We start from the raw sequence: 25,037 nt of genomic DNA, 5'->3' as shown, positions 1-25,037 counted from the left end.
TCCTCCCTATTTCAGCCTAACTCTACGAAATGGTACGGTAACTTCAGTTCCTCCAACAGCTCCTGCTCTCTCTTGTGGCAGGTAAACAGCAGCACCTGCCCCTTATCCGCCACCTCTGCCAGGGCCGCTCTCACTCTTCTGTCATCATAGAAGGCAAAGCTGTCATCCAGCAATAGGGGCATCTCCCTGCCCAGCAGCAGATCCGCCACCGCAAGGCGCAAGGCAAAATATACCTGGTCAATGGTTCCCGCACTCAAGCGTTCCAAAAGCACGTAGTCTCCATTCCATCCTACCTTAACTCCCAGCTTTTCGTCAATCTTAAGATCTCCGTACCTCTCTCCGGTAACCTTACAGATCACCTCCGATACGGCCTGGTTCAGCTGATTTCCAAAGCTGTCATGGATTTCTGCCGAAAGCTCCTGAATGGAGCTGAGGGCCAGCTTAATCGCTTCCAACTCAACTGTGTCCGCTTCCTGCTGCTGTACCAGTCTCCGGTATTTCTCCTGATTGCGCAGCAGCTCCTCTTCGTTTCCTTCCAACCGGGATATCTCCCACTTCAGCTTCTCGATCTGAAGCCGGTTATTCCTATCCTCCTCATTGATCCTGGCCCGCCTGCTGTCCCGTTCTTCCTTCCTCCGGCGAAGCTCTCCGGTCAGGTGTTCCATAATATCCTCCGTCAGCTCCTCTGCCGGTATATAATACCGGATATAATTCATGATCGTATCATAGGCCGCATCCATGCTGTCCACGGTTTCATTCCTTCTCTGCTGCAGATCCTCCAACTGAGTCCTGGAATTCTCGGCCGTATAGATTCCCCGCAGGGCTTCCTCCTGCCTGTCATTCAGTTCCTCCATCCGATTCGCCCTGTTTCTTTCCAGAATAAGCCGGAGCTCCTTCTGAAGCTCTGCCTCCTGATCTTGAAGCTCTTTTTCCTTATGAAACAGCTCTTTTGATTCCTTCTGCTTCTTATTCTCCAGAAAATAATATCCAAGCAATCCGGCAAATAGAAATCCTCCCGCCAGAAGCAAACCCGGAATCCGGATGCCTCCTCCTGCCGCGACCGGAAGAACAGCTGATACCACTGCCAGAATTACGGCAACTGCCACAGGTAGAATACAGTAATAGGGAGCCTTTTTCCCCTTCTTCTCCAGCTCCTCCTTTCGGCCTGCCAGCTCCAAGGACCGCCGTTCCAGCTCCTTCATTTTATCATTTATTGCCTCTGCCGCGCTTCTGTCCTTCTTTAGCTGCCTTACTGCCTGCTGCCAGTGCTCCCCTTCTTCTATCCTTTTCTTCAGCTCCCCTTCCGTACGCTCCAGCCGGAAGAGCTGCTGTTCCAGCTCCCGATAGGAGCGGTACTTCTCTGCAATTGCAGGAAGCTGTTCCATGCGATGTTCTTCCTTCTGATCCAGAGCGGCAGCAAGCTCTTCCCTCTGCTTCTGCAGCTCCTTCTCCTGCTCCAGGAGCTTTTGCAGCTGCAGGGTCAGCTGATCCATCTTCTCCTCCCCGGCAATTCCTTCTTCAATCTCGGAACGCAGCTCATCCAACTGCTTCATATTATGTAAGGCCTCCAGACGTTTTTTCTGCTCACCCAGAAAGCTTACCGCTTTCCCTACATTAACCTCCTTGCTCTTGGCTGCGGACAGATTGGCGATATAATTGCGAACCTGCAAAGCCAGATCAGAATCTGTCTGAACCTTAAGCTGCTCTATACTGACCGTATTTCGGAAGGCCGCCTCCGACAAACCCGGAATCAGTTCGCTGACAGCCCCCTCTTTCAGCTTTACTTCCCTGCCTGTGGCAAGATCAAGGATGGTAAAGCTTTTATCATTGGCATGAAAACTCCTGGACAGCCGGTATGCCTTTCCCCCGATTTCCAGATCCAGGCTCCCGCCATAAGCTCCGGGATAATCCCAGGGAAGATATCTGGTGTATACATCCTCCTTCGATGCCGCGCCCCGTCCTCTCAGGCGCTCAATTCCAAAGAGCATTCCTTTGATAAACGCGTGAAGCGTGGACTTTCCCGATTCATTTTCCCCATAGATCAGATTAAGCCCCGGCTTCAGCCCGATTTCCTTCTGACAGAACCTGCCGAAATAGTTCAGTTTCAGCTTTGTAAAAAGCATATTCTAACCAACCCTTCTATTGTTCTCTGGCACCCAGCAGTGCCTCGATTCCATAATAAAGCGCCTTATTGGCAACCGCGTCCTGTCCGGCACTCTCACGAATCTTACGGATAAACAAACCAATTACATTATCCTGATTATCACGGTAAAGTGCATCAAAATCATAGTCAGGCACCGACTGGTCCTCAATCTCCAATATATTGCCCAGTGACCGGAGAGCCTCTTTATCAAAATGAATGCTTTCATCCCTTATTCCCTGAATCACAAAGGAATATATATGATTCTTCCCCAGCTCCGCTATCCGGCTCCTTGCCAGATCCGTCAGTGAGCCGTTGGTAGCCTCCTGATTCACCGTAAGGATGCACCTTACATATTGCCTCACGCTGTGAGGTACAAATTGGATCCGGGTATAGCGCCTGCCGTCCTCTCCCAGGCCGATCTCACCGAGAATATAGCCCCGCTCGCCAACCTCGTTCTTGTCCAATGGCTCCAGCGAACCGCAATATGCTATCCTGTCCGTAATCAGCTCCGGCTTATGAATATGCCCCAGGGCAATATAATCATATCCCAGCTCTGCCAGCCTTCTGCGGTTAACCGGTATATTCCTCTCATCGCCTCCATGGGCCAGGAGCAGATGAATCCGATCGTTCTCGCGGGGCCTTGCTTTGTCATAAAGCCCTTCGTAAATATCCCTGCTCCGATAGCTGAGACCGTATACCTCTGTGCCCAGCTCGTCAAACTCCTTTATTTCCAGTGTATCCTCCATATAAAAATGGACTCTCTCATTCCATTCAAAGCTCTGATAATTGGATCTGGCCCCGATGTAGTCATGGTTGCCTGCCATGATCAGTGCCTGGGCTGTCTCAAGCCTGCCAAGAATATAGTTAACCTCCTTCAGCTCCCTCACCAGGGGCTGGCGATGGAACAGATCTCCGGCAATTAGCAGCAGATCCGCCTTCTCCTCGTTGCAAATCCTTATCATATCCTGGAAGCTGTCCCAGATCTCCTTCTCCCGCCGGGGTCCCCAGGGCATACCGGAATCCGGGGCGGCACCCAGATGAACATCCGCTATATGTATAAATTTCATAGGCTTTTCAACCTCCTGTTTTTGTTCACATTTATGGACTAATCTGCTTCTTTTGAATATTATACACAAGATTTATAGAAACCGCAAGCTTGCAGCCGAACATTCATTCTGATTTCCCATATACTCTCCGGACACAAAAAACACCCTGAATGTCTTTGTATGCCATTCAAGGTGTTTTTATAGTAAAATGCTTATAAATCAAAACCTTTGTTTAACATGGATATCTCCTACTATTTTTTATGCCGGACAAATAACGCCGGTCTCTGTATTAATTTCAATGGCGGGATAATAATTCAACTCTGGGCTGCCATCCTCCTTAAAGATGATTGGCAGAAAAATATAGGTAGAATTAAAATAATCCTCGCCATCCCAGCGATCTCCGATATAGAGATAGGATGTTTGCTCTGTTCCCGTAAGCTTTATAATAAAAGCAGGCTGGGAGCCGTAGGTAATCTCATCTCCGATTTCATGTAATCTGCTAAAGCATCCCTCCAGGCTTTCTGCTGTTGCATATTTACACTGGTTGGGTGCCCACCCGGTGCAGTAAGAGGAGAACATATAGCAGGTGTTGTCCTTCTTTACCACTGCCGGAGCTTCCCTGTACTCCCCCGGCCATAAGCGGTTCACCAGGCTGTCCACATTGAGAAAATCACTTTGCAGCCGGTAAACATGCATATCCGCATTATCCCTTGCCGCCGACAGGAAATAAGCAGCTCCGCTATCGTCCTGATACAGGGTGCAGTCCCTTGACATCTCTCCAAAGGGATTAAAGCTTCCATGATAAATAAAATCACCGTCCGGCGTGTCGCAGGTCGCAATAGCCGCTGCCGCCGCATGATAATTTTTGCCGTTTTCATAATGTACCCATAACACATATTTTTTGATTTCTGCATTATAGAGAACCTTAGGTCTTTCCAAATTGACCTTTCCGCCCTTATCATTCTTCAGGGCAAGATTGGTCCGGACCCTTATTTCTTCCGTCCTGGATTCCGTTGTAAGTATATGATTTCTGAACTCCCATTTCGATAAATCCCTGGAGGCATAGCAGCTGACATAGATATTGTCCAGCCGGTTCTCTCCATACCAATAATAAATGCCGTTTTCATATAACATAAAACCTCCGTGGGCATGCAGTACATTTCCATCTGTATCATACCACGTCTTACCGTTTTCAATTCTCATTGTAATTCTCCCCTCGGCAATATATTATAAAGCTCTTTACCCATTATACCGGATATTCTCTCAAATTAGCAAGAAAATATCCCTTTGCCGTTCATGGCGTGGTTCCGGAAAAAGTACCTCTGTCAATATTGCAGAAGGTTCTGTCTTCCGTTATCTTAAAGGGAAAGTCCATACGCAGCCTGGTTAAAATCCTTGAGGTTCCGGAAGAGGAAATAAGTAAGAGGCTTTTTATGCCAGAATACCAATTAGAACTAAAACAAATCGTGGATTATCCACGATGCCGGATATACCGGCAATTTATAAGAATCCTAATGGAAGACTGCGGTTGTCTCCCGTTCCAAATCAAACAGCCCCTTTGCGGCAGCCGCCCCGATTTATACGGAAGGTCATGCCTTGGCAGGATAGGCCGCTTCTACCTCCTCCCGTATGGGAAGCGAGGTCTGAGCCCCTTTTCTGGTAACTGTTATGGAGCCTGCACATGACGCGAACCGAACCGCTTCCGTCATTGATTTACCCTCGGTAACAGCAACCGCAAATGCTGCTACAAAAGAATCCCCTGCGGCTGTTGTGTCTATCGCCTTCACTTTTGGTACAGGAACATGTATGATTTGATCTCCATCTCCAAAAACCGCTCCATTTCCGCCTAAGGTTATGATTGGCGCTGCTATTTTCTTCTCTTGCAGCAGCTTCACACAATCCATTGCATCATGGATTGATTCGATTTTCTTTCCTGTATAGAACTCACATTCCGTTTCATTTGGAATAAAGTAATCGATCAGGCCAAAAATTCTCTATCATAAGGAGCTGGCCAGCAAAGCGTTGTTTACTCCTGCGGAAAACTGTGATAACATAACGTATGAAAATTTTCCAGATATTTTATTTTAAGAATAAATAGAAAGGGAGGAAACGGATGCTTTATAAAGAAAATTCATTGCAATATGCAGATTATTTCAGCCTGAGACAATGTATTGGCTGGGACAACCTGTCTCAGGAACAGACCATACAAGCTCTGAAAAAAAGCTTGTATGACATTGTTGCAATCGATAAGGAACGTGTCATTGGTATGGGGCGATTGATCGGTGACGGGCTGTATTATATTATCGCAGACGTTATTGTTATCCCGGAATACCAGGGCAAGGGTATCGGAAGTGAGCTGATAAAAAGGATCGTAGATTATGCAGATCGTCAAACGCCGGCCGGCAGCCGGGCCAGTATTCAGCTGATTGCAGCAAAGGGAAAAGAGCCCTTTTATGAAAAAATGGGATTCAAACAGCTTCCCAATGAACATTGCGGTGCTGGAATGAGGAAGATAATACATAAAGAAAAAGGCTAATGAATGCCCTAACTTAAAATGCCGCAGACAGCACGTAACTTTCTCCGGCGGAAATGGAGGCGATTTAATGAAGACCTTGGAGACACAGCGTTTATTATTAAGAACCTTTTGTGAGGAGGATTTGGACGATTTCTATGAATATGCCAAAAGCCCGAAGGTCGGCCCGAATGCAGGATGGCCGCCTCATAACAACAAGGAGGAATCCCGGAAGATACTGGACCGCTTTATGGAAGAGGACGAGGTATGGGCAATTGTCCTTAAGGAGAAGAACAAGTTGATCGGCTCCATTGGACTGCATCATGACCGTCTGCGTTCTGCAAATGAAGTATTGATGCTGGGCTATGTGCTTTCCGATGAGTACTGGGGGCAGGGGCTCATGACGGAGGCATGCCATGCGGTCATTTCCTTTGCCTTCGAATCCCTTGGAATTCAATTGCTGACTGTTCATTATTATGCACATAATCTCCGCTCCAGGAGGGTTATTGAAAAATGCGGCTTCCAATATGAGGGCACCCTTCGCCGCTGTGCCAAGCTGTATGACGGCTCCATTCATGATCTGGTCTGCTATTCCATGACCCGCCAGGAATGGCAGGACTCCCTCTAAGAGTTCCCTTCCCTCCGGGTTTTTGTATACAAATCATCAAGCAAGGGCCTTCGGTCTGTGTTATGATATTATCATACGGTACCGTTATCCCTCTCCCATTCCGGTTATGGGAGAAGCAAGGCAGGTGATCCTTTGAAAAACTTTTATATCCTTACGGATGCCATTCATTATATTGAAGAAAATCTGTGCAATGACTTCACCCTGGAGGAGGTGGCTGCTTCCTGCTATTCTTCCCTGTCGGGGCTGAAGAAGCTCTTTGCCTATGCCTTTCATATGGGCTTAAGGGAGTATATCTCCAAGCGCCGCATGACCCATGCCGCTCACGATATCCTGAATACCGGCCTGAGCATCACAGAGATTGCTTATAAATATCAATATAATTCCCCCGAAGTATTTACAAGAGCATTTTCCAAGGTCTGGGACACTTCCCCGTCTGCCTTCAAGAAACAGTGGAGATTCTCGGGACTCTTTCCCCGAATCCTATTCGAATATGACGGAGGTATGATTATGAGCAGAAGAAAGGTTGATTTATCAGAATTATATGATTTGTTAAAGAGCCGCAAGGACAGCTATGTCCTTGGCTTTGATATCAAGGGCCTGATGCCCATCAATGAAAATTATGGGCGTGAGGCGGGAGACAAGGCCATTCTGGAATGTCTCAGGAGGCTGGATTCCCTCACCGATGACAGCTGCTTCCTGTTCCGCATCGGCGGGGATCAGTTCGCCCTGGTCACCGACCTGACCGATCCCCGGGAGGCGGAGCAGCTGGCCAGGAAGGTCCTGGCCCTTAACAACACGCCCATCCTGCATAACGGAACCGAGATTCCCGTCAGCATGAGAGTGGGCGGAACCAAAATTGAAGGCTCTAAGGTTCGCCACCATGAATTATTTACCAACTTGAACCAGGTCATTAACGAAGCAGCCAGAGGGAATACGGAGTGCTATATTCAGTAAGACATTCCCGGAAGCTGCTGATACAGACGCAGAACAGGCGGCAGTCCAAAATCATTCAGGACTGCTGCCTGTTCTCATGACCATTTGGGTTAAGATGGTCAACATCTGAGTCAAGAATAATTCCGAACTGCCGCCTGCCTGCAGCAAGGTCCGTTATGCGCAGAACATTTCAAAATATAATTTTGCCAGGTATCCTTTTTATTCTTGTACAGGTGCGGTGGCCTGTGCTTCATCCTTGCTGTTCATGATATTGCGCACCATCTCAAAGGTTCCCGTACTTGCGAGACCGCTTGCCAGCCCGCCCAGCAATATCTCCGGCGTAAAGGTCCAGCCGTTAATCCACACATTCAATACAATTCCAACCACCGCAAGAATCAGCGGTATAAATTTATTGGGGATGAATGATATGCTATGCTTGATGATATACCCCAGGCACAGGCAGATTGCCAGCACCACCAGTACAATATAACGAGATAACACTTCCATGTCAGTAACTCCTTTCCTGCAAAGATATGCTCCATCCCAAGTGACTTGTCTATTCCTGCTTTATGAAAGCATGTTTACTATATCCTATGAAGCATCCCTGCCGGACATTCCTGTTCTTATCCTTATTTTATCTCAGCATCTCCTGATAGGAATTAATTTTCTTAAGAATCTAAATGCTCATTTTCTCGATTTATCCAATCCATGCTTTTCCCATCTAAGAATTCACACTTAAATGCGGATTCTGCCTCTTCAAGGGTATCCGTTTCCTCAACCTCTTATTGTAATTTTGCCCATTGTTTTTCATAGCCCCGTTTATACTTTGCATAGCGGCAGCCTTGCGGAAGATCAAATTTGGGGTAGGATTCTGTATCATATTTCTCCATTAATACACCAATATGAGGTATGGACCGGTCAAGTCCAATTTGTGAAAATGTTTTATCCGACATACTTACTTCCTCTATTAAGAATTTGAATACCCTTCCATGTCTTCCATGCCTTAATGCTTTCTATTCTTTACTGGTCTACCGCCTTTTGTATCTTCCGAAACTGACCGGGACTGATCTGCTCCAGATTTTTAAAGACCGAACAATAATAGTTCACATCCTCGAAGCCAGCCAGGCAAGCGATCTCCTTTATAGGAGCCTGAGGGCTCTGCAGCAGGAATTCCTTGCTTTTTTTTATCCGAACAGAGTTAATATATTGAAAAATTCTTATATTTGTAGTCTTCTTGAACAGCGTACACAAGTATTGCGGCGTAATCTCAACCACCTCAGCCATAGCCTCCAGGGTCAGTACTTTGTCAAAGTTCTGTTCTATATAATCAAATAAGGGCTTAAGCCTGATATTCTGGCTGGCGGCGCTATGATTGGGATTGACGGAGGCATACTGCATGATATCCGTAAGAAGAGAATAAATCACACTGGAGTATTGAATGCTTTTTAATGTGCAGTCCGATTTCCCGATGTCCATCACATTCAAAATCTTCGATAAGAAAATATCCGGTCTGGACACATAAAAAGCACCGGATGCCTTAATTCCGGCCACATTCCTTAAGAAAGCTTCCACCTGATGGCCGTCAAAGACCAGCCAGTTTACAATCCAGGAGGAGCTTATAGCGTAATACTCATGGGGCGCACCCTTGAACAGGAGCATTGCATTGCCTTCCTTTACCCGAAAGGTTTTTCCTTCCGTCAGCAATTCTCCCTCTCCCTTCACCCCTTGAATCCATTGATACAGGTATCCATTGGGACGGAGGACGTGCTCCTGGTTCCAGTTCAATCCGGCATCTACCAGATAGTATGGCAGTTCCTTATCCGATTCTGTAACAATAGGAAAGAGTCTTTTACTCATTTCATTATCAAGCCTTTCTGACTAACCTGAGAATCCCAAGCTAAGGTAATATTTTTTGAAATACAGGTCTTAACATTTCACCCCACCAATGTCTCAATGTATCAATACATCGGCATCTTCTTATCTTAATATTTTAATATTATCTTTAATATTGTCAGATTGATCTGTATTTTATACCGCTATATAATATAAATATAACATAACCTCGCTTCATTTACAATGTATACGAAACCAATCATTGGGTATGTACCTGGCAGGATGAAGCTGTGCGAAAAGGAGAATGATAGATTATGGGCAGGACAGAGACAAAACTGATGAATGGCTGGGAGTTCACCTTAAAGGAGCCTGCAGAGCAGAATTTCAAGCCGGTTAACCTTCCCCACGATTGGGCCATCACGGCCCCCGTCAACCGGGACATGGTGCAGGGCGCTCCCCAGGGCTTCCGGGATCGGTGGGGAATCGGATGGTACCGGCGCAGCCTTGTATTAGAGGAGATAAAGGCAGGTTATCTTTACTGCCTGGAATTTGACGGAATTTATGAAAACAGTACGGTATGGGTCAATGGCCGGGAAGCGGGCGGCCATAAATATGGATATTCCCGCTTCACCCTGGATATCACAAACCTGGTTCATCCGGGTGATAATCAGCTTCTGGTTAAGGTGGATAATACTGCGGTCCCCGCAGACCGTTGGTATTCGGGAGCAGGCATATATCGAACCGTTAAGCTGCTGGAACTACCCAAAAATCATCTTAACCCGGAAGAGCTTCAAGTAAAAACAGCAATTCATGGCAATACCGGAAACATCACCATCCTTACCGGCACCTCCTCCCCGGTCAAGATCTGTATCTATGATGAAACCATGCGCATCACAGGGGAAACCGAGAATGGAACGCTTCATATGAATATCCCGAAAGTAAAGCTATGGAGCCCCGACCATCCTCATTTATACCATCTGGAGCTCTCTCTCTGGGAGAGCGGCCAGGAAGCGGACACCTATAGCCTGAGAATTGGTGTCAGGGAAGTCAGAATGATTGCAGGCAGCGGAATGTACCTCAACGGAGAGAAGATAAAAGTAAAGGGCCTTTGTATCCATCAGGACGCGGGCTGTCTGGGAACGGCTGTGCCCCCGGAGATCTGGAAGGAACGTCTGCTACAATTCAAAAAAATAGGGTGCAACGCCATCCGTACCGCCCACCACATACCCGCGTCAGAGCTTCTGGACCTCTGTGACGAGCTGGGCCTCCTTGTGTACGAAGAGCCCTTTGACAAATGGACCGGCGGCGCCTATGGAAGGTATTTTCACACGGAATGGAACTATGATCTGGAATGCATGTTAAGGAGAGACCGGAACCACCCCTGTATCTTTATGTGGGGTGTGGGCAATGAGGTGGAGAACCAGGCCCAGGAGTCCATGCTGAGGATACTGGATATGCTCAAGACACATCTGCTGACTCTGGATGATACCAGGCCGGTTTCCTATGCCATGAACCCGCATTTCAAATATGAGAGTAATACAGACGCTTCCAAGGTAAAGGATATCCAGCAATTTGTAGATGAAATCAGTGATACGGAGATTTATGATTTAGAGGAGCGAGTGGAGCGGATTCGAAGAATTGCAGAGCTTGTGGATGTGATCTGCTGCAATTACCAGGAGCAATGGTATCCTGAGATACACCGGGCCATCCCGGATAAACTGATCCTGGGAACGGAGACCTTCCAGTTTTTCCGAGGGCATTCGGATCAGATACAGAACTTCAGCGAGGAGGTTCCCTGGATGGATGTGGAAAAGCATGACTACGTCATCGGAGGAATGCTGTGGACCGGCATTGATTACCTGGGCGAGTCCATGGGATATCCCGCCAAAGGCTGGGCCGGTTCCCTGTTCTGGACCAACAATGAGCCCAAGCCCCTTGCCCATCTCTATCAGAGCTACTGGACAGAGAAGCCCATGGTATATCTGGCCGTCCTGGACTACTCCCTGCAGGATGAAGGGGTGAAGGAGCATTGGGATGCTCCGAGATATGCAAGCCATTGGAATTTCCCTCAGTTTAACAAAACAGTTCTTCCCTACATGGTTGCAACCAACTGTGAAGAGGTGAGAGTCGAGCTGAACGGCAAGCCCCTTTATGTAAAGAGCCCCTCTGCCTATCCCAACCGGATGATCACCGGCTATCTGCCCTATTTGCCGGGAACCGTAACGGTAAAAGGATTAAAGGGCGGAGTCGAGGTCTGCCAATATTCGCTGAAAACAGCAGGGCCTGCCTGCCGTCTTAGCTTTGACCTGGAAGAAATCCGCCTGGAGGCGAAGGAGGGCTATGAAAAGCTGTTCACGGTCCGAGCCGTGGACAGCGAGGGCAATCCGGTGTTCCGCGAAAGCTCCAAGGTCCTCTTCCAGGTGACGGGACCGGCAGAGCTTCTGGCTGTGGATAACGGAGATCTTTGTTCCAGCGAGCCTTATGATAGGAACTGGATGCATATGTACCACGGCTGCGTCAGCACTGTAATCCGGCTGACGGGGGAAAAAGGCCGTGTGCAGTTATCTGCATTTTCGGAAGGAATGTGCCCTGCCCAGCTTGTAATTCATGCTGCGATGCCTATGTCAAAACAGCGGGCAGAATAAAAACCACAGAACCGGCCCTGGATCTGGCGGTGGTAACGGTGCTCCTTTCCCGTTCTCTCATGAATCATTTTGTGAATCAGAATTATTTTCTAATGCATCACGCTTCTGCTTATACGGTTTAAACTATTTTAAAAGCACTGGGGCGGCCTCATTCGAGAGAAGGAAGCCGCCCCAGTGTATCGAAAGCTTCTCCTAAGGAAGCTCCGCTTACTCATTCTTTTGTAACTGCGTTCCACTCCAGATAGCCCACGATAAACGGCAGATGCTCAAATTTCCTTGTCCCCGTGGGAATAAACCCATTTGCCATATACCACTCTTTCAGTACAGTACTTTCTTCAATGATGCCTATGGTAATTTTATTCCCGCCCAGTTCTTTGACCTTTTCCTTGCAGAAATCCAGCAAAGCCTTTCCATACTTCAAATGACGGTATTCCGGCAGGACGGATACCGCATTCATTTCGTATACGCCGCTGCCCCTGTCCATGAGTGATACATAACCCACCAGCTTTCCGTCCGCAAAATACCCCAAAGGGTAACAGCCGTCCCGGTATTTAGACGCCAGCATTTCATCTGTGACGAAGCTGGTATGCCCGGGGCAGTTTTCCTTTGTCAGGTTAAACTCCTTTGCTACGGTAGAAAAGCTCTGACGTATGACCTCCGCATACATGGGCAGATGGCTGAGCGACAAGGGGCTGATCCGGCCGGGCGCATGGTCGCTGTATACGGCAACCTGCCATTCGTCCTCATAAACAATTCTGCCGGGAAAGTTCGTGTACACCATATCATAGGGCTTCGCATATTTTTCAAGAATATCCATAAGCGGACGGAGCTTTTCGACCATGAAGCCCGTTGTGGCCGTTTTAAACCATGTGATCGGCTTCCCCGGTTTATCATCCCCGTAAAACGGAGGGTTTGGCAGATTCTCTTGAAACCATACCTGATCTATCTCATGATAAACCGCCTTTTCTTCCTCCGTCAGTAAGCCCGCCTGATTCAAACGCCATACAGCGGTGAAAATACCCACCGGCATCCCTGTCCGGTATGCTGTTTCACGCCCCTGAATACGTACATATTTCATTCCATTGTTTTCATTCATTACACAACGCCTCCAATCTAAACCCCACAACACCGTCCGGGCACATAAATTCTCCGCTGTGTTTTGACGCTCCTGCCAATAGATTTGACAAGTCACCTCCCGAACGAACGGCTTCCATTAAGGGAAACAACTTCGCCATCGACTTTGAGCAAAATCCGGCGGGACAACCATATTCACAGGTATATGTATCCCCGGGCTCATGACCGTTACGGCAGTTCGTTGCCTGCCCGTCCTCCCCTGCCGAAACCACAGTGATTTTGAATGAATATTCTTCTTTGTACCAGCTTTTCATACCGTTATCCCTTCAATAATGAAATCCGAATATATGTCCTGACTACTTTGCTGCATATTAATACATTCATTTCCCTCGATTTTACCATACCTTTTAAGGTTCCTCAATGCTGTATTAATCTCAACACTGCATAATACAATTGACAAAATCCTTCGTTAAACTAACGCGGCGAATAGGAGTGCATCGGTATGCATCTGGCGCAGACCGGGCTTCCCATGATTGCCCGCACCTGGCAATTATGGGATGTTAAAGGCAAGCCAGATGCATACCGATGCACTCCTGTTCGTCTCACAGCCTACCCCCACCCATTTAACCATAACATATCGCAAAAGTACCCTGATAGTTCAACACGGTTTTTCCGTGCCTCCTATCAGGGTACCCCTTCTCTTACTGATCCTTTATCTGTTACTGAAAGATTACATCAAAGCCGTTCATAATCATATAGACCTCAGGAAGTTCAATGTTCCTTGTGGTAAGATTAATAAAGGTTGCCGACCCATTCCCGGTATACGTATAGATCGCTGCTCCCAAATGAGGATTTGAGAATCGGGAGGAAATCGTTGCATCCTTGCCGGTTCCGTCAATGAGGATATTCCGGAAGACAACATTGCTGAAGCCTCCGCCGTAACCCATCTGAATCGCATCCCTCTGGGTATTAATAATATCAATATTCTCAAAGGTAATATTCTTGATGCTGCTATTGGAAGCCTCCAAATCAATGGCGCCCCGTTCCCCGTTGTAGCAATCCTGGCTGGTGCCGCAATTAATGATGGTAGTATCAGAGAAAATCATTCCCGTATTATTCTCAAAATGATACCCGGGGAATACGGTATTCAGCCGGATTGCAGAGCCCATAAAGCAGTCCTTGATATAATTGTACTGCGCCCTGTGCCCGGACCCGCCGAAGATTCCGATTGCTCCCGCGCGCCAGTTATTCTCAATGGTATTGTACAGGAAGGAATTGTTGACGGCCATAGGCGCCCCCATGGTGCTGTCCGGCCAGATTGCCAGCCCGTCATCACCGTTATTCCTCACGCTGCAGTTGCGTACCGTGGAATTCTTTGTGCCCTGGCAGAAGTTCACACCATCCGCCAGATTATTTCTGATCCGCCCGTTTTCAATCAGCAGATTGTCAGCCGGAATCGCCGGAGTGTGGGCGTAATCCCCCACCCAGAAGCCGCATTCAAAATGCTCCTCCCAGAAATCATGAATTCTGGAATTGGTTCCGAAGTTATCCATGAAGCATTTGTAAATCGCATTCTGTCCGTAGCGGGAACGAAGCCTGGAATTAATATAAACATTTCCAAAGTCTATGGTTCCGGTGATCCGCAGGGAAATACCGCCGCTGGACGCATTGGGCGAGGTAAACTGCAGATTTGTATGCCACATACCGGCGCCTGTAATGGTGATATTATCGGCTCTGATTACCCACATATTGCCCAGATGAAAGGTACCTTCCGGGATATATACGGATTTGCCGGCGGCAGCTGCAGCGCTCACGCAGGAATTAAAGGCGGCCAGATCGTCCGTGCTGTCATTGGGCGTCGCCCCGTATGCCGTTACCGACAGGGAATTGGAAGGCTGGGAAATTGCCGAAGGAACCGGCTCTACCTCCACAAAATCAACCCCATACTCCAATCCGTCCCCATTTGTTTTCTGTATCCTTAAGGTATCACCGGATTTTAAAGGAGTGGCTAGCTTCCAGTGCACTTCATCAAACCGGAATGCGGCCTGGCCTCCGTTAGGCGCATCCTGGGGGTGGTCCCCGATGAAGTATTGCCAGGACCAGTAGGAGGACAGGGAAATCGTTGAAACCTTCGTGCCGTTGACATAGCAATCCAGAGAACCGTTATGCCCCATGCCGTCACTGCTGTCCGGCATGGTAAATCTCATGTTAACCCCTGCGCCGCCCTGATGAATCGTCCACTCCACATAGGAGCCGTTGCCGGGCAATGCCACATACTTTTGATTTGTGGCTTCTGAGGCGGTCAATGCATAGTTAAAATCAGGAGCCGAACGCAGCAGGGCACCGCCGCCGTAGACGCCGTCCTCTGATTCATATCTTGTATAAGGCAGAGCCGCGCCGCGGCCTCCGCTGCCGACTACAAGATTCTGACTGGCCGTATTGTTCGTTTCATCGGTCTCAGCTGTAGTATTGTTCACATCCACGATTGCATCAATTACATGGGTGCCCCCGGTTGCCCTCCAGGTTCCTGCTGCATTTACCGTCAAGCTGGCGCCTGGCGCGATAGGGGCCGCGCTGTTTACTGAGGCAACCTGGGTACCGTCCACCTTAAATGCCACAATTCCCGCCGCACCGGCCTGGGTGCCCTGGTTCTGCACCACCGCACTGAAGGCAACCGCATTTCCGGCAGTCACATAGGAGGGTGACCAGGTGATTTCCGTAATAACAAGATCAATTCCCGGCTTCGGGCTGACCGTCAGATTCGTACTGAAGGTATTATTGGTCTCATTGGCTTCCACTGTTGCATTTCCACGGTCAACGGTGGCCGTCAGTGAGTTCTCCCCTGCGGACGCCGCAGTCCAGGAGCCGGTAACCGTAGTTTCTGCCCCTGCTCCCAAGGCGGTTGTGTTGTTAGGAGAGGCAAAGACCTCCGTACCGTTCACCGCAAAGGACAGAATACCCGGCGCCCCTGCTGCGGTGCCCTGGTTCTTGACTACGGCGGTAAAGTGAATAACATCCCCTGCTACCGGAGCGGCAGGTGTAAAGGAAAGACTGGTCACTACCAGATCCGGCATGGGAGAAGCCGTTACCGCCAGGCTTTTCGTATACTGATTGTTATTTTCATTGGCTTCGGACATTCGGTTAACATCATCCACCCAGGCCCGGATGGTGTGATTTCCCGTGGTTGCTGACCAGACGGCAGAACCGGAGGGACCTCCGTTTGCCGTCACCGTTATGGAGGCTCCGGGCGCTAAGGAAGAGGTGGTGTTATCTGACCAGCTGACCTGAATATCGTCCACAAAGAAGCTGACCCCTATGATGGTGCCTGCCGGAGTTGATCCCGTGCCCTGATTCTTTACAACGGCACTGAAGGTAACCCTGTCTCCGGTCAGAGGAGATGCCGGTGAGGGGAGGATGTCCGTAACAATCAAGTCAATGGGCCCCTCTACGGGAGGCAAAGTAGGAGTAGGACTTGGTGTCAGGATGGGGGTGGGGCTTGGTGTCAAGCTAGGCGTAGGGCTTGGTGTCGGTGTGCTGCTGCCTACCTGGATCGTCCTGGAATATTGATTGTTATTTTCATTGGATTCTGCGATCCGGTTAACATCATCGACCCAGGCCGTAACGGTATGGCTTCCCTGGATTGCCGTCCAGACGGGGGAACCCGAGGGCCCCCCGTTGGCAGTTACCGTAATAGAGCCTCCGGGCGGTATGGAATCGGTGTTGTTATCGGAAAAGCTGACTTGGGTGCCGCCAATCAGAAAACTGACCCCATTAATAATGCCCGCTGTCGTGGCACCGGTGCCCTGATTTTTGATTGTGGCACTAAAGGTAACTGCATTCCCTGCTTCCGGGGCTTCCGGGTTTAACGTTAAACCTGTCACAATCAGATCCGGCTCTCCTGGCACCTGGGTTGGTGTCGGTAAAGGCGACCCGCCTCTGACGTTCATCGCCTTGGAATACTGGTTGTTCCCCTCATTGCTCTCTGTCATGCGATTGATGTCATCCACCCATGCCATAATGGTATGGCCGCCCTGGGTTGCGCTCCACTGGGCAGTACCGGCCGGTCCTCCGTTGGCCGTAACTGTGACGGATGCTCCCGCCGGGATGGCGCTGCTATTGTTATCCGACCAGCTGACCTGGATGCCGTCCACAAAGAAGCTCACGCCATTGATTACTCCTGCCTGGGTTGCGCCATTTCCCTGGTTCCTGATCGTGGCACTGAAGATAACCGCATCTCCGGCGGCGGGGTCTGCAGGCTGCCAGAGGATATCCGTCACTACCAGATCCGGCATCCCCGCATCGACGGCTGCCGCCTCATATTCTTCCAGTTCTCCTCCATGGGCGACCAAGGCCGCGGGTATCATGGGATTTATCCGTGTAAAGAGTATTGCCAAAGCCAGGGCAATTCTTATGTATTTTCTTAAACCTTTGCTCATAGACTACCTCCTTCATAAAATTACTTGTTTACAGTATAGTATATGCTTGTATCCCATAATCATTATCAAAAATGTGGAAAAGCTTCGGCAGATTCTGCCCCATCTGCGGAAACAAATATTCCATTGACTTGTACCACCCCATGTCTTCATAAATTATCCATGTCCAACCTCATCGCTTCATTCGGCACTGCTCCACTCGTTAATAAACTGTTCCATTGATTGCTGCCGTTGATCCCGTTCATTGCTGACTGCTTTCTTCGCTGCCTTAAACAAACCTTTGCTTAATTTCCACTTTTCAATACACCTGTCTCGCACATCACCGAATAAAGCAAAAGCTGTTGCACCCATTGTGTAAACATTGGTAATCTCATCAATGACTGCTCCAAGTTGAAACTCCTCCGGCGACATGAAGCGGGAGCTGCCCCATAGACGTCCCATCTTATTGATATAGGGTGTCTTTGAATAAAAATCAATATCACAGATAACCGTTCTGCTATTATTAAAGTCATACATGATACTGCCATCGTAAAAATCGATGGCGGCATATCCCTGCTTAGCCACATGAGCATGGAAGGAAATAATATCGTGGAATACCTGACGTCTTGTGTCCAGCGGCATCTCCATGAACCTTCTATGGGACATGGGATACATCGGGCTCATGCATTCAGCGTCGGCCCACTCAAAAACCATAGCGAACCCGCCGCCGATCTCCTCCGTACTTATAAGCTTAATAAGGGTGGGATGAACCAGGTCCTTATAAATCGGCACTGTACCTTTGAGATTCGCAGCCGCTTCTTCCGCGCTCACGCTAGCGTGTTCCGTGGGCGCACCCGCAAATTTGATGAAGTATTTATTCCTACCGTCGGCCATACCAAAACAGATATTTCCGGAATCCTGATCATCAAAAACCTTGAACACCTTACCATATTTACTAAGAAACGAAAAATCAAAGGGCGCCTTAAGCTTATATGGCACACCGTCAGTCCATTGGATATAAAAATCTTTGAGATACCATACCGGCACCGGATTGTTCATGTTACCGAACCAATCCAGCACGTCCTGCGCCTGCTTCATCATGATATCAACCTCCGACTGCCCGAAGGGAATTGCCCAATAAATAGAGGACAATGTATTGCTGGAGATATAAAAGGCTAATAGCTTAAAAAATTCGAGCGGAGGATCACCTCCGAAGTAACCTCGCAGCTGACCGGTTGCAAAATGGGGGCTTGCCGCCGCGCTCCACACGATACGGTTGAACTCTTCCCACGGATCGCCAAAATCGTAACGGTCAAAATCTATAATTTTCAGCTTACCCTTTTCTATCATCATGTTCCCCACGTGATAATCACCGTGCTGGAAGCACTGGGGGCGGCCTTTCAGCAGATGCCGGTTTTCCTCTATATAGGCAAGGATATATTCATCGCCTTCAAACCGCAGACCGCATTCGTGATATTTCTGAATTTTCATATCTGTTTTACGGCCAAACCGGGCTTCCCATTCCTCCTGCGCTGCCGGTGCCGGTATGGTGTGCATTTTCCGCAGAATTTCCCCGGATTGTAAGCCCAATACATACTGCTCCGTTTCCGGCAGCAGAGGCAATACCTCCTCCAGATCCTCGCCGTCGATCCAGCTTTGAAGGGAATACACCCCATCCTCACAGGTGCCGAACTCCAGAGGAACGCACATGGGTATCTCCAGCTCCGCCACCCGTTTCAGTATTTCAAACAGTGCTTTCCGCGTCTCATAACGAGAAATCGGTGTAATGCGGAGCAGACGCTTTGCCCCGTCCGCTTTGGTTACACAGTATTTCTTATCTTCAGACCAGCCCTTGGTAATCGGCTCCATTTTTATATAATCTTGAAATCGGGTCATAAATATTTCTCCTCAATCTGTAATGTTTTCACCTTATAAAGTCAGAATAAATCCCTGAGCAACTGCCGGCTATTTTCACTTATTACTCCCATGTTTTATTTTACCATATGATTTTCATCGGTACAATCGAACATAGTATTAACTTCCTATTCACGCTTGGGTCTTAACTAACTGGCATTGATTCTCGCTTCTGCCTATCCCGTGATAAGAAGCAAAGAAATAAAAATTTATTTTCTATTTGACTTTTTTATATCAATCTTGATATGATGGGGAAACAACTATCAGCAAGAATATTTCTGATTAGATTTTGATCAGGACAATGTGAGGAGGCGCAGTTCATGGATGAAACAACAAAAATAATTAGAGACTTTTACAATTCCGACGTCGTGAGCGAATGGGAACGGATTGCCAACCGGCCTGAGTTTTTGATTACCTGCCGCTTTATAGACCGGTACGTTAAACCGGGAGATAAGGTGCTTGATATTGGCGGAGGACCGGGACGGTATTCTCTCTATCTTTCTGATAAGGGCTGTGATGTAACATTGTTTGATCTGTCCGATGAAAATGTCCGCTTCGCCATGGAACGGGCCAAGGATCAGAATCTCAAGATCGAAGGTGTTGTCGGAGATGCCCGGACAGTGGATGAGAGCTTCCGTCATTCCTTTGATCATATCCTCTTGATGGGGCCGATGTATCATTTATTAGAAGAAGCGGACCGCGTCAAGGCGGTAAATGCCGCATTAAAGCTGCTGAAACCCGGGGGAACCCTCTTCATTTCCTTTATCAACATATTTGCCGGTATCATTTACATCATGAAATATGCACCGGAAGCCATTTCCGATCCCCTTGAGCGGGAGTTTCATAACACCTTTATTGAGAATCGCAGCTTTTCCGGAAAGGCATTTACTCAGGCTTATTTTGCAAGGCAGGATGAAATCTTACCCTTTATGGAGAAATTTCCTGTTGAAAAATTGCATTTTATCGGGCAGGAGAGCATCTCCTCCCCTTGCGAAGGCAATATTATGAGCCAGTCCAAGGAAGTGATTGACCTGTGGATGGATCTCTGTGAAAGAGTATGTGAACGGGAGGATTTGCTTAGCTGGTCAGAACATCTGATGTATATTGGACGTAAGGTTACATAGCAATTTGCCAGGAATGGAATCTTCCCTGGCTCGAAAAGGTAAGGGTATGCTGTATCCTGACAGAGAAATGTCAGGTTTGCAGCATACCCTTATCTAATTACTTATGCTCTTTCATTGCCATGCTTACCCTATCCCTTTACTCCTCCTGCTACCAATCCATTCTGAATGTATTTCTGCAAAGCCATGAATATAATCATAATCGGAAGAGAAGAAAGTACTGCTGCCGCTGAGAACAAAGTCCAATGGGCTGCAAATTGGTCAGATATGAATGACTGCAATCCAAGGGCTAATGTCATTTTCCCTGGATTTTGCAAAAAAACAGATGAAATGATGTACTCACTGTAGGTTGCAATAAATGAAAATAAAAATATGACTGTGAGCTGTGGTGCTGCCAGCGGCAGTATTATCCTGTAAAATGTGGTAAAATGCCCTGCTCCGTCTACCATGGCAGCCTCATCAAGCTCTTTCGGAATACCGTCCATATACGATTTTAACAACCATATATTAAAAGCGCTCCCGCCTGCCAGAACCAAAATCAGCGAAAACAGGCTGTCTACCAATCCAAATTTGTAAATTATGATATAGTAGCCCGATATTGCCATGCTGTTAGGGAAGACTTGAAGCACCAGCAAGGTCATGAGGCCATATTTTCTTCCGGTGAAGCGAAGTCTTGAAAAAGCATAGGCCGCCAGGGAAGTCAGGATTAATTGTATCATTGCCACCAAAAAGCACATTTTCAATGAATTCCACACCCACTTTATGAAAGCCGTTTTTTGTATCAATTCCGCATAATGCTTCAGGCTAAATTTCTTCGGAAACAATGAGGTCAGGAAAAAGCTGTCTCCGGCGGAAAAGGAGGACATAACAATCCATAATGCAGGAAATACCACCGCAACAATGGTGATCCAGATAACGATTCTGCTGATCCATACTGTTCTTCGTTCAGAAGGTGACAATCTTTCTTTGTATTTATCCCTCATATTAATCACCCTCCTTAAACGAACCGGACAAGCGCATATTGATCAAGGTAAATGTTCCGATAATAACAAATACCAGAACACTGAAGGTTGCCGACAAATCATATCGATTCGACCATGTTGTCATCTTATATATGGTACTTGCCAGAATATCGGTATATCCCGCAAACTGATTATCAATCCTCGCAGGCCCGCCCTGTGTAATCATATATATATTGCCAAAGTTATTGAAATTGGCCGCAAAGGTAGAGATGACCAACGGAACAGACAGCCTTGTAACAATCGGAAAGGTGATTATTTTAAAACACTGGATTTTTGAGGCTCCGTCAATCTTAGCTGCTTCATAAAATTCCGGGGAGATCGCCTGCAATCCGCCGAGGCATACATTCATCATATACGGAAAACCAAGCCACACATTAACAATAATGATGCCTACTCTCGCCCAAAATGCATTGGTCAGCCAAGGGATGTTCCTTGCGATACCAATTGCATGCAGCATATTATTAATTCCTCCATACTGTTCATTCAGCAGTCCCTGCCATGCCAGAATGGCAATCGTTGAGGGCAGCGCCCAGGGTACAATCAAAATCGCACGGTATACCTTCGATTCTTTCATATGCGGATTATTCAGCAGAATTGCCAGAATCAATCCAACCGCATACGATCCGATTGTACTGAGCACTGCAAAGCATACCGTCCAGCCCATCACCGGGAAGAAGACCTTACGAATGCTTCCAGAAAAAACCTCCAGGTAATTTTTAAGTCCCACCAATGAGTAATTTTCCAGATGATACATGTTGTAATTCGTAAAAGAGATTACTACCGTGTATAGGATGGGTATGACGGTTACAATAAAGATGGAGATAAGTGCGGGAAGCAAATATGGACTTGCTTTTAAATTATTCTTTTTCTTCTTCACCAAATCACTACTTTCCTGAATTCATTAGTTTTACTGCTTCTACTAACTGAGATACCATGTTTTCTGCCGTTGCTTTTGGATCAAGTTCCCCTTGAAACATCAGCTTTATATTATTGCTGTGAATTCCCCAAAGCTGTCCTAATTCGGAGACCGTTGGCATCGGTTCTCCATTATTAATCTGTGCTATAAATGCTTTTGAGACTTCGCTGTTTTGAATTGCCGCATTCTCCTGCTCAGAAAGCTTTGCCGGAATACGGTTACCCGACTCATACATCGCCATAGCACCATTATTAATGAGATACATGATGCATTCCCATGCCTTATCCTGATTCTTTGATTTTGCACTGACAAAGCTTACTTGTGTGCCAACCGGCGTGGCAAATGCATTACCTTTGAAGGTCGGGACCTCTGCAACAGCAAATGGTGTCCCTGCGGAAGTAAAACCGTCGATATCCCACGGACCGCCTATGTAAAATGCTGTTTCCCCATTTTGGAAGTTACTTCTCGCAATATCAGCCGTTACATTTGCTGAGAGGAAGTTATATTTATTACACAGGTCGTTAATAAATTCATAAGCCTGTACTGCGCCTTCATTTGCCAGACCAATATCACTTACATCGTAGCTTCCGTTTTCATATTTGAATATATAACCCCCACATGCACGTAAAAAACCAAGGTCATAATAGACGCTGGTTGCATCGAACTGGATACCGCCGTTTTCAGAGGCAATGTCTACAAGCTCTTCCCAGGTTGCGGGGGCCGCAGCTACTTTATCCGTGTTATAAAAAAGGGTAATTGTCTCCACCGCCAGGGGTGCCGCAACCCTTTTACCGGCAACATAACACGCCTGGACCGCCGCGTCAGAGAAATCCGCATCCTGATACAAATGATCGGGTGTCTCTGCTGCCAACCCTGCATTCACATAATCCGCCAGCTGATCATTAGGAATACCAATAATAGCATCCGGTCCGGACGCGCTGTTCGTTGCCTGTGCAAATTGCTGGACCGACGGGGATTCGTGAATCACTTCCACCTTATAGCCGGATTCTTCCCCCCATTTATCCGCATATTCTTGAATCGTTTTCGCCTCGACTTCCATGTTGGTCCAGATAGTCAGTGTTTTGCCGGCTTTGCCTGAAGTACTGCAGCCAGATAATATACTTATGACAATTGCTGCAATAACAACCAATCCTAAAGTTTTTGTCTTCATAATCTCCCTCTCCTTTTCCTTCTACCAGTTTTTCATATTAACCAATGCTTGATTTGCATTTCCTTTTTCATCAAATAACGCCTGATTAGCCCACGAATTCCCCACTTCGGCAGTGTCGTTCATATATTCACATCCGATAGAATGTGCCCAGGAACACTCTGGAATCGGCAGCCATGCAGCTTCCCAGTAAATGATTCCAATCCCCCTATGATTTTTTACTTTACGAATCCCATCGCATAGTTCTTTCAGAAATTGTTCCTGCCCGGCTTTGGTAGCCGGGAACCCTGCTTTTTTTTCCATCTCCTCTGAAAAAACAAGTCCATTGCATCCCAGGGAATCTGTTGTATAGCCAATTGCTGTTTCAGCAACCAAAACATCCTTTTGGAAGGTTTGGCTGATATCATTCATATTCTGTACCAGATCTTCGATACTTCCATTCCAGTAAGGATAGTAGGACATGCCAATTATATCAAATTCCAGATCATATGGGGCTATATTTGTAAACCATTTTCGATACATTTCATTATCGGTACCAAAATCCAGATGTAAAAGTATTTTAATATTTGGATCAAACTCTTTAACCGCACTAATTCCAGCTTTTAAAAGTGATGCCATCCCCTCGGTGTTATCAGATTTCCCATCAGGCCATAGTAATCCGTTGGTAATTTCATTTCCTATCTGCACAACGCTTGGAAGAACGTCTTTTTCTTTTAATTTACTTAGAGTATCTATTGTATAATGATAAACCGCCGTCTCCAGTTCTGAGCCGCTTAAGTTTTCCCAGGCTTTGGGCTTATATTGTTTCGCCGGGTCAGCCCAAAAATCACTATAATGGAAATCCAGCATGAATTCCATGTCATGACTTAATATCCGCTTTGCAAGCTCTATTGTCGTATCGATATCGTTTGTTCCTCCGCCGTATGCTTCGCCTGATGTACTATATGGATCATTCCACAGTCTTAAACGGATCAAATTCACACCGCATTCTTTTAAGATTTCGAATAAGTCCTTCTTTTCTCCATTTAAATAGTATTTGGCTCCATGCTCCTCCAGTTCCTTTACCATGGATACATCCATTCCTTTAATAAAACTCATGTAATTACTCCTTTATCAACGAAATATTATCAATGGTTCCCCATCCGCCAGGAGCATTCGTTACACTGATACCAATTGTAACTTTACCATCTGTAATATTCAAATTATTTAGTTCTGCTGCATTCCAGGCAAGATATCCGTTAAGGGTAATATCCGCTTTTATTGTCTCTCCATTAACAATTGCATAAATGTATATGGAGGAATTCGCATCTCCGGCAGTATCGCCTTGTGCGTATCCGGTTAATTTATAGTTTCCTTTCTCAAGCCCCTTCAAAGATTGTTCCACCGTAAAGTTGACATCCCTGGAGGAATAAAAGTGTAAACACTGAACCCCATCATAACAGTCGGTTTCTCTTTCATAAACACCCAGCTCTTCCGTAACATTATCTACATTATTAAGTGTCCACCCAGTTAATTCAGCATCCTCGAAGCTTCCATTTACTATGTAATTTCCCTTCTCATCTGCTGTTGCCTTGATTGCACCGGAGTCCCCTTTGCATCCGGTCAAGGTTACCAGCAATCCCATGATTGCTAAGCCTGCGGCTAATTTTCTTTTCATGTCTCCTTCTCCT

Annotated in this window: 21 protein-coding genes; 5 read left to right on the top strand and 16 right to left on the bottom strand. The window is 47.1% G+C overall.

All coding sequences use genetic code 11. The features are described from left to right. Positions 1-11: 11 nt before the first annotated feature. The 4 genes from HNQ56_RS14680 to HNQ56_RS14665 all read right to left on the bottom strand — a co-directional run bounded on the left by HNQ56_RS14680 (position 12) and on the right by HNQ56_RS14665 (position 5,168). Positions 12-2,123 (bottom strand): ATP-binding protein, encoded by a 2,112-nt coding sequence (locus HNQ56_RS14680; RefSeq protein ID WP_429147634.1) that lies wholly within the window; start codon positions 2,121-2,123, stop codon positions 12-14. A 16-nt stretch (positions 2,124-2,139) separates the two neighbouring features. Then, complete coding sequence (locus HNQ56_RS14675; RefSeq protein WP_429147631.1) at positions 2,140-3,210, bottom strand: metallophosphoesterase family protein; 1,071 nt, start codon at positions 3,208-3,210, stop codon at positions 2,140-2,142. Between the two features lie 237 nt (positions 3,211-3,447). After that, positions 3,448-4,392 (bottom strand): family 43 glycosylhydrolase, encoded by a 945-nt coding sequence (locus HNQ56_RS14670; RefSeq protein ID WP_429147629.1) that lies wholly within the window; start codon positions 4,390-4,392, stop codon positions 3,448-3,450. A gap of 386 nt (positions 4,393-4,778) precedes the next feature. Further along, positions 4,779-5,168, bottom strand: coding sequence for a PfkB family carbohydrate kinase (locus tag HNQ56_RS14665; protein ID WP_429147708.1), 390 nt, complete (start codon positions 5,166-5,168; stop codon positions 4,779-4,781). A 134-nt stretch (positions 5,169-5,302) separates the two neighbouring features. On the opposite strand from HNQ56_RS14665, the gene HNQ56_RS14660 reads away from it, so the two are divergent. From HNQ56_RS14660 to HNQ56_RS14650, 3 genes are all read left to right on the top strand, one after another. Next, positions 5,303-5,725, top strand: a complete 423-nt coding sequence (locus tag HNQ56_RS14660) for a GNAT family N-acetyltransferase (RefSeq protein WP_429147626.1) — start codon at positions 5,303-5,305, stop codon at positions 5,723-5,725. A 67-nt stretch (positions 5,726-5,792) separates the two neighbouring features. Continuing rightward, positions 5,793-6,329 carry a GNAT family N-acetyltransferase gene (locus HNQ56_RS14655; RefSeq protein WP_429147623.1) on the top strand — a complete coding sequence of 179 codons (537 nt, stop codon included), beginning with the start codon at positions 5,793-5,795 and terminating at the stop codon, positions 6,327-6,329. A gap of 132 nt (positions 6,330-6,461) precedes the next feature. Then, on the top strand, positions 6,462-7,283 hold the full coding sequence (locus HNQ56_RS14650; protein ID WP_429147621.1) for a helix-turn-helix domain-containing protein: 822 nt from the start codon (positions 6,462-6,464) through the stop codon (positions 7,281-7,283). A 198-nt stretch (positions 7,284-7,481) separates the two neighbouring features. Here the strand turns inward: HNQ56_RS14650 and HNQ56_RS14645 are convergent, their stop codons facing one another. From HNQ56_RS14645 to HNQ56_RS14635, 3 genes are all read right to left on the bottom strand, one after another. After that, positions 7,482-7,769, bottom strand: coding sequence for a phage holin family protein (locus tag HNQ56_RS14645; protein ID WP_429147618.1), 288 nt, complete (start codon positions 7,767-7,769; stop codon positions 7,482-7,484). 275 nt (positions 7,770-8,044) lie between these two features. Then, complete coding sequence (locus HNQ56_RS14640) at positions 8,045-8,215, bottom strand: hypothetical protein (RefSeq protein ID WP_429147615.1); 171 nt, start codon at positions 8,213-8,215, stop codon at positions 8,045-8,047. Between the two features lie 67 nt (positions 8,216-8,282). Beyond that, positions 8,283-9,119 carry an AraC family transcriptional regulator gene (locus HNQ56_RS14635; RefSeq protein WP_429147613.1) on the bottom strand — a complete coding sequence of 279 codons (837 nt, stop codon included), beginning with the start codon at positions 9,117-9,119 and terminating at the stop codon, positions 8,283-8,285. A gap of 290 nt (positions 9,120-9,409) precedes the next feature. Between HNQ56_RS14635 and HNQ56_RS14630 the strand changes: the two genes are divergently transcribed. Further along, positions 9,410-11,740: a glycoside hydrolase family 2 TIM barrel-domain containing protein gene (locus HNQ56_RS14630; protein WP_429147610.1), complete on the top strand. Its 2,331-nt coding sequence runs from the start codon at positions 9,410-9,412 to the stop codon at positions 11,738-11,740. A gap of 211 nt (positions 11,741-11,951) precedes the next feature. Here the strand turns inward: HNQ56_RS14630 and HNQ56_RS14625 are convergent, their stop codons facing one another. The 4 genes from HNQ56_RS14625 to HNQ56_RS14610 all read right to left on the bottom strand — a co-directional run bounded on the left by HNQ56_RS14625 (position 11,952) and on the right by HNQ56_RS14610 (position 19,122). Next, positions 11,952-12,836 carry a GNAT family N-acetyltransferase gene (locus HNQ56_RS14625; protein WP_429147608.1) on the bottom strand — a complete coding sequence of 295 codons (885 nt, stop codon included), beginning with the start codon at positions 12,834-12,836 and terminating at the stop codon, positions 11,952-11,954. Then, the gene (locus HNQ56_RS14620; protein ID WP_429147607.1) at positions 12,829-13,128 is read right to left on the bottom strand and encodes a TIGR04076 family protein; all 300 of its coding nucleotides are present in this window, start codon (positions 13,126-13,128) and stop codon (positions 12,829-12,831) included. The genes HNQ56_RS14625 and HNQ56_RS14620 overlap by 8 nt, the downstream gene beginning before the upstream one ends. Positions 13,129-13,533: 405 nt before the next feature. Further along, complete coding sequence (locus HNQ56_RS14615; RefSeq protein WP_429147604.1) at positions 13,534-17,250, bottom strand: CARDB domain-containing protein; 3,717 nt, start codon at positions 17,248-17,250, stop codon at positions 13,534-13,536. Positions 17,251-17,427: 177 nt separating this feature from the next. Further along, complete coding sequence (locus HNQ56_RS14610; protein ID WP_429147601.1) at positions 17,428-19,122, bottom strand: aminoglycoside phosphotransferase family protein; 1,695 nt, start codon at positions 19,120-19,122, stop codon at positions 17,428-17,430. A 338-nt stretch (positions 19,123-19,460) separates the two neighbouring features. Between HNQ56_RS14610 and HNQ56_RS14605 the strand changes: the two genes are divergently transcribed. Further along, positions 19,461-20,264, top strand: coding sequence for a class I SAM-dependent methyltransferase (locus HNQ56_RS14605; protein WP_429147599.1), 804 nt, complete (start codon positions 19,461-19,463; stop codon positions 20,262-20,264). A 128-nt stretch (positions 20,265-20,392) separates the two neighbouring features. Here the strand turns inward: HNQ56_RS14605 and HNQ56_RS14600 are convergent, their stop codons facing one another. From HNQ56_RS14600 to HNQ56_RS14580, 5 genes are read right to left on the bottom strand one after another with little or no spacing between them, the layout of a single operon-like run. Further along, positions 20,393-21,244 (bottom strand): sugar ABC transporter permease, encoded by an 852-nt coding sequence (locus HNQ56_RS14600; RefSeq protein WP_429147596.1) that lies wholly within the window; start codon positions 21,242-21,244, stop codon positions 20,393-20,395. Between the two features lies 1 nt (position 21,245). Beyond that, positions 21,246-22,160, bottom strand: coding sequence for a carbohydrate ABC transporter permease (locus HNQ56_RS14595; RefSeq protein WP_429147705.1), 915 nt, complete (start codon positions 22,158-22,160; stop codon positions 21,246-21,248). 7 nt (positions 22,161-22,167) lie between these two features. Then, positions 22,168-23,370 carry a sugar ABC transporter substrate-binding protein gene (locus HNQ56_RS14590; RefSeq protein ID WP_429147594.1) on the bottom strand — a complete coding sequence of 401 codons (1,203 nt, stop codon included), beginning with the start codon at positions 23,368-23,370 and terminating at the stop codon, positions 22,168-22,170. 21 nt (positions 23,371-23,391) lie between these two features. Further along, the gene (locus tag HNQ56_RS14585) at positions 23,392-24,465 is read right to left on the bottom strand and encodes a glycoside hydrolase family 53 protein (protein ID WP_429147591.1); all 1,074 of its coding nucleotides are present in this window, start codon (positions 24,463-24,465) and stop codon (positions 23,392-23,394) included. Between the two features lie 4 nt (positions 24,466-24,469). After that, positions 24,470-25,024, bottom strand: coding sequence for a hypothetical protein (locus HNQ56_RS14580; RefSeq protein ID WP_429147588.1), 555 nt, complete (start codon positions 25,022-25,024; stop codon positions 24,470-24,472). Positions 25,025-25,037 lie beyond the last annotated feature (13 nt).

Source organism: Anaerotaenia torta (assembly GCF_050433395.1).
Classification (GTDB): Bacteria; Bacillota; Clostridia; order Lachnospirales; family Lachnospiraceae; genus Mobilitalea; species Mobilitalea torta.
This window is presented reverse-complemented; position numbering and strand designations above follow the sequence as displayed.

Coding starts and splice junctions, on each gene's coding strand:
- HNQ56_RS14680 (WP_429147634.1), bottom strand. CDS start 2,123: ATGCTTTTTACAAAGCTGAAACTGAACTATTTCGGCAGGTTCTGTCAG.
- HNQ56_RS14675 (WP_429147631.1), bottom strand. CDS start 3,210: ATGAAATTTATACATATAGCGGATGTTCATCTGGGTGCCGCCCCGGAT.
- HNQ56_RS14670 (WP_429147629.1), bottom strand. CDS start 4,392: ATGAGAATTGAAAACGGTAAGACGTGGTATGATACAGATGGAAATGTA.
- HNQ56_RS14660 (WP_429147626.1), top strand. CDS start 5,303: ATGCTTTATAAAGAAAATTCATTGCAATATGCAGATTATTTCAGCCTG.
- HNQ56_RS14655 (WP_429147623.1), top strand. CDS start 5,793: ATGAAGACCTTGGAGACACAGCGTTTATTATTAAGAACCTTTTGTGAG.
- HNQ56_RS14645 (WP_429147618.1), bottom strand. CDS start 7,769: ATGGAAGTGTTATCTCGTTATATTGTACTGGTGGTGCTGGCAATCTGC.
- HNQ56_RS14640 (WP_429147615.1), bottom strand. CDS start 8,215: ATGTCGGATAAAACATTTTCACAAATTGGACTTGACCGGTCCATACCT.
- HNQ56_RS14635 (WP_429147613.1), bottom strand. CDS start 9,119: ATGAGTAAAAGACTCTTTCCTATTGTTACAGAATCGGATAAGGAACTG.
- HNQ56_RS14630 (WP_429147610.1), top strand. CDS start 9,410: ATGGGCAGGACAGAGACAAAACTGATGAATGGCTGGGAGTTCACCTTA.
- HNQ56_RS14625 (WP_429147608.1), bottom strand. CDS start 12,836: ATGAATGAAAACAATGGAATGAAATATGTACGTATTCAGGGGCGTGAA.
- HNQ56_RS14620 (WP_429147607.1), bottom strand. CDS start 13,128: ATGAAAAGCTGGTACAAAGAAGAATATTCATTCAAAATCACTGTGGTT.
- HNQ56_RS14615 (WP_429147604.1), bottom strand. CDS start 17,250: ATGAGCAAAGGTTTAAGAAAATACATAAGAATTGCCCTGGCTTTGGCA.
- HNQ56_RS14610 (WP_429147601.1), bottom strand. CDS start 19,122: ATGACCCGATTTCAAGATTATATAAAAATGGAGCCGATTACCAAGGGC.
- HNQ56_RS14605 (WP_429147599.1), top strand. CDS start 19,461: ATGGATGAAACAACAAAAATAATTAGAGACTTTTACAATTCCGACGTC.
- HNQ56_RS14600 (WP_429147596.1), bottom strand. CDS start 21,244: ATGAGGGATAAATACAAAGAAAGATTGTCACCTTCTGAACGAAGAACA.
- HNQ56_RS14590 (WP_429147594.1), bottom strand. CDS start 23,370: ATGAAGACAAAAACTTTAGGATTGGTTGTTATTGCAGCAATTGTCATA.
- HNQ56_RS14585 (WP_429147591.1), bottom strand. CDS start 24,465: ATGAGTTTTATTAAAGGAATGGATGTATCCATGGTAAAGGAACTGGAG.
- HNQ56_RS14580 (WP_429147588.1), bottom strand. CDS start 25,024: ATGAAAAGAAAATTAGCCGCAGGCTTAGCAATCATGGGATTGCTGGTA.